This window comes from Pseudonocardia pini, assembly GCF_013870575.1.
Taxonomy (GTDB): domain Bacteria; phylum Actinomycetota; class Actinomycetes; order Mycobacteriales; family Pseudonocardiaceae; genus Pseudonocardia; species Pseudonocardia pini.
The window spans coordinates 1-4,069 of sequence record NZ_JACBXB010000510.1 but is presented as its reverse complement, the minus strand read 5'-3'; the positions used below and the strand labels follow the sequence as shown (position 1 = coordinate 4,069).

Below are 4,069 nucleotides of genomic sequence, written 5' to 3'. Positions count from 1 at the left end.
CGGCGTCCCCCGCGACACCGCCCACCCGGGCCACGAGCTCCTCCGCCGCACCCGCGGTCCCGCCGACCCGGGAGATCAGCGTGGTCGCCTCGCCCGCCGTGTCCCCGACGCGCGCGATGAGCTCGGTCGCCCGGCCTGCGGTCTCCCCGACACGGGCGATGAGCTCGGTCGCCTCGCCCGCCGTGCCGCCGACGCGGGCGATCAGGGCGTCCGCCTGGCCTGCGGTCCCACCGACCCGCTCGATGAGGGTGTCCGCGCTGGTCGCGGTCCCACCGACCCGCGTGATCAGCGACTCGGCCTCGGTGGCCGTCACCCCCACGCGCGCGATCAGGGCCTGCGCCTCGTTCGCGGTGCGGTCCACGCGGCCGATCAACCCGTCCGCCCGCTCCGCCACGCCCTCGACCACGTCCAGCAGGGACTCGACCCGCTCCGCGATCCCGCCGATCCGCCCGACGAGCCCGGTGACGTCGTCGAGCAGGGCGAGGGAGCGCTCCGGCAGTCCCGCCGCGACCCCGACCACCTCGCCGGTCCAGCCCGCGACGGCCTTCGCCCCCTCGAGCACATCGGACGGGCCGGGGACGGGGATCCCCGCGATACGCAGCAACGCCATGCCCCGATCCTGTCATCACCACTACCCACCCCGCCGACTCCGTCGGCGGCCGTCCCCACGGCTCCCGCACTCGGCCCGATCACACTCCGAGATCACGAGTGCCCCATCGTGTGCGGAGCGTGGTCATCTGTTGCGGTCGTGTAACGCAGTGCGCACGCGGGGTTCAACCCTCCGGATCAACCACCTACGTTCGGGCCCACGTTGCCGGTCACCGGCGCGCACTTCTCGCAGTGCCCGTTCGGCCCCGACCGGCACCGACGCCGTCAAGGGGGCCTGCCATGTCCGGATCGACCTGGACCCGCCGGGAGTTCTTCCGCCGCTCCGCCATCGCCGGTGCGGTCGCCATCGGAGGACCCGCGCTGCTGTCCGCCTGTACCCAGGTCCCCCAGGGCGGGGGCGGGGGCCAGGCCGGTGCGGGGGGCACGCTGGATCGCGCCCGCTCCGCCGGGACGATCAAGGTGGGGATCGCCAACGAGGCGCCGTACGGGTTCACGGACGCCTCCGGCGCGGTCACGGGCGAGTCCGTCGAGGTCGGTCGCGCGGTACTGAAGGCATTGGGCGTCAACGAGATCCAGGCGACCACCGTGGACTTCGGATCGTTGATCCCGGCGCTCAACGCGAACCAGTTCGACATGGTCACCGCGGGGATGTTCATCAACCCGGAGCGCTGCGCGAACGCCGCGTTCTCCACACCGGACTACACCGCACCGACCGCGTTCCTGGTCCCCGCGGGCAATCCGAACGCGGTCGCGAGCTTCGACGACATCAAGAACAAGAACCTCCGGCTCGCCGTGCTCAGCGGGGCGGTCGAGCAGGGCTACGCCGTCGACAGCGGGGTGCCGGAGGGCCAGATCCAGGTCTTCGACGCCCAGAACACCCTGCTCCAGGCCGTGACCGCCAACCGGGTCGACGCCGCGGCGTTGACCAACATCTCGCTCAACGACGTCGTCGCGAAGAACCCGGGCGCCGGGGTCGAGGTGACCAAGGGGTTCTTCCCGGTGATCAACGGCCAGGACACGGTGTCGGCGGGCGCCTTCGTGTTCCGCACCGCGGACACCGACTTCGTGACCGCGTTCAACACCGAGCTCACCAAGCTGCACCAGAGCGGGCAGTGGCTGACGATCGCGCAACCGTTCGGGTTCAACGCCGACAACGTCCCCGGCCCGGACGTCACCACCGAGAAGCTCTGCGCGGCCTGAGTTGGAGAACCTCCCACGGATCCTCTCCGTCCTCGGGGACGGTCTTCCCGAGACGGTGATCGCGACGCTCGGCGGGATCGTCCTCACGATCGTGCTGTCCTTCGGCGCGGGCCTGCTGCTGCTCTCGCCCTGGCGGGTCGTGCGCGGCGTCACGCGGGTCTACGTGGAGGGGTTCCGGGGGACCTCGGAGGTCGTCCAGCTGTTCTGGATCTACTTCGTGCTGCCGGTCCTGGTGGGCTACCAGCTCGTGCCGCTGGTGGCGGGCATCGCGGTGCTGGGGCTGAACCACGGGGCCTACGGCGCGGAGATCGTGCGCGGGGCGATCCGCTCCGTGCCCCGCGCCCAGTACGAGGGCGCGATCGCGCTGTCGCTGAGCCCGGCGCAGCGGATGCGCCGGGTGATCCTGCCGCAGGCGCTGGTGGAGATGCTGCCGCCGTTGAACAACCTGTTCATCCAGCTGCTGAAGTCCTCGTCGATCCTCGCCCTGATCACCGTGCCCGAGGTGACCCGGCAGGCCCGCGAGGTGCTGATCCCGAACTTCGGGGACGACACGTTCCTGATCTTCGGCGTGGTCTTCGTGGTCTACCTGCTCCTCGCGGCGGTGATCACCGCGATCATGCGGTGGATCGAGCGGTGGGCGGCGCGCCGGTTGGGCAGGCGGCCCGTCCGGCAGCGGAAGGTCCTCGAGGAGGTGGCCGTCTGATGCCCCTCTGGGACTGGAGCTACGCCTTCTCGATCCTGCCCGACCTCCTGCTCGCCCTGGTCACGACGATCGAGATCACGGTGCTCGGCTCGGTCGTCGCGCTGCTGCTCGGCCTGGTCATCGCCGTGCTGCGACGGGCGCGGATCCCGGTCCTCGACCAGGTCCTGTGGGCCTTCGTCGAGCTCGTGCGCTCCACCCCGCTGCTGGTCCAGGTGTTCTTCCTGTTCTTCGCGCTGCCCCGCTTCGGGATCGAGCTGAGCGCCTTCGTCATCGGCGTGCTGGCCCTCGGGGTGCACTACGCCACCTACACCTCCGAGGTCTACCGCGCCGGGATCGACGCGGTGCCGCAGGGCCAGTGGGAGGCCGCGACCGCGCTCTCGCTGCCGCGCTCGCGGGTCTGGACGGGCGTCGTCCTGCCCCAGGCGATCCCGCGCGTGCTGCCCGCGTTGGGCAACTACGTGATCTCGATGTTCAAGGAGGTCCCGCTGCTGCTCGCGATCGGCGTCGTGGAGGTGGTGAACGAGGCCCGTGAGCTGGGCTCGGAGACCTTCCGCTACGTGGAGCCCTACACCATCGCCGGGGTGCTGTTCCTGCTGCTCAGCTACCCCGCATCCCTGCTGGTCCGACGACTGGAGCGCCGCCGTGTCAGTGCCTGAACCCATGATCGTCTTCGACGGCGTGGAGAAGCGGTTCGGCAGCAACGTCGTGCTCCACGACCTGAGCTTCACCGTGTCGCCGGGCGAGCACGTCACGCTGATCGGGCCCTCCGGCTCCGGCAAGACCACGATCCTGCGGCTGCTGATGACCCTCGAGAAGGTGGACGAGGGCACCATCTCGGTGGGCGGGCGCTACCTGTCCCACCAGGACAAGGGCGGCACGCTGGTGCCGGCCGACGAGCGGTACTCCCGCGAGGTGCGCAAGCGGATCGGGATGGTGTTCCAGCAGTTCAACCTGTTCCCGAACATGACGGTGCGCGGCAACCTGATCGAGGGGCCCACCCGGGTGCTGGGCCTGTCGAGGGACGAGGCGAACACCCGCGCCGCCGACCTGCTGGAGCTGGTGGGGCTCTCGGACAAGATCGACGCGCACCCCACGCAGCTCTCCGGCGGCCAGCAGCAACGCGTGGCGATCGCCCGCGCACTCGCCATGCACCCCGACGTCCTGCTGCTCGACGAGGTGACCTCCGCGCTGGACCCCGAGCTCGTCGCCGGGGTGTTGGCGCTGCTGCGCGACCTCGGCGAGACCACCGACATCACCTTCCTGTGCGTGACCCACGAGATGGGCTTCGCCCGGGACTTCTCGCACCGGGTGATGATGTTCGACGGCGGCCGGGTGATCGAGGACGCCGCGCCCGAGCAGCTGTTCACCGCGCCCGAGCACGAGCGGACGAAGAGCTTCCTGCAGGCCGTCCTCGACCACTGAGCCCGGCTGCCGAGCCGCTCAGATCCCCAGCGCCGACGCCATCCGGGCCCGGCTGACCGGCCCGACGATCCCGTCGGCGGCGATGCCCTGCTGCCGCTGGAAGTCCCGGGTGGCGCCCTCGGTGAGCGGGCCGAA

The 4,069-nt window shown here is 70.9% G+C and carries 6 protein-coding genes; 4 read left to right on the top strand and 2 right to left on the bottom strand.

The window, feature by feature from the left end; translation table 11 throughout:
* Positions 1-610: hypothetical protein (locus tag H5J29_RS23555; protein ID WP_220187827.1), on the bottom strand; the 610-nt coding region annotated here is incomplete at its 3' end.
* 278 nt (positions 611-888) lie between these two features.
* On the opposite strand from H5J29_RS23555, the gene ehuB reads away from it, so the two are divergent.
* The 4 genes from ehuB to ehuA are packed head-to-tail and all read left to right on the top strand — an operon-like array spanning position 889 to position 3,934.
* Positions 889-1,809 (top strand): ectoine/hydroxyectoine ABC transporter substrate-binding protein EhuB, encoded by a 921-nt coding sequence (gene ehuB / locus H5J29_RS23550; RefSeq protein WP_181783216.1) that lies wholly within the window; start codon positions 889-891, stop codon positions 1,807-1,809.
* Position 1,810: 1 nt separating this feature from the next.
* Complete coding sequence (gene ehuC, locus H5J29_RS23545) at positions 1,811-2,512, top strand: ectoine/hydroxyectoine ABC transporter permease subunit EhuC (protein ID WP_181783215.1); 702 nt, start codon at positions 1,811-1,813, stop codon at positions 2,510-2,512.
* A complete protein-coding gene (gene ehuD, locus H5J29_RS23540) occupies positions 2,512-3,168 on the top strand; it encodes an ectoine/hydroxyectoine ABC transporter permease subunit EhuD (protein ID WP_181783214.1) in 657 nt (218 codons plus the stop codon). Before ehuC ends, ehuD begins: the two co-directional genes overlap by 1 nt.
* 4 nt (positions 3,169-3,172) lie before the next feature.
* The gene (gene ehuA, locus H5J29_RS23535) at positions 3,173-3,934 is read left to right on the top strand and encodes an ectoine/hydroxyectoine ABC transporter ATP-binding protein EhuA (RefSeq protein WP_181783213.1); all 762 of its coding nucleotides are present in this window, start codon (positions 3,173-3,175) and stop codon (positions 3,932-3,934) included.
* A gap of 18 nt (positions 3,935-3,952) precedes the next feature.
* Here the strand turns inward: ehuA and H5J29_RS36615 are convergent.
* On the bottom strand, positions 3,953-4,069 hold a 117-nt coding region (locus tag H5J29_RS36615; RefSeq protein WP_181783212.1), incomplete at its 5' end, for a peptidoglycan-binding domain-containing protein.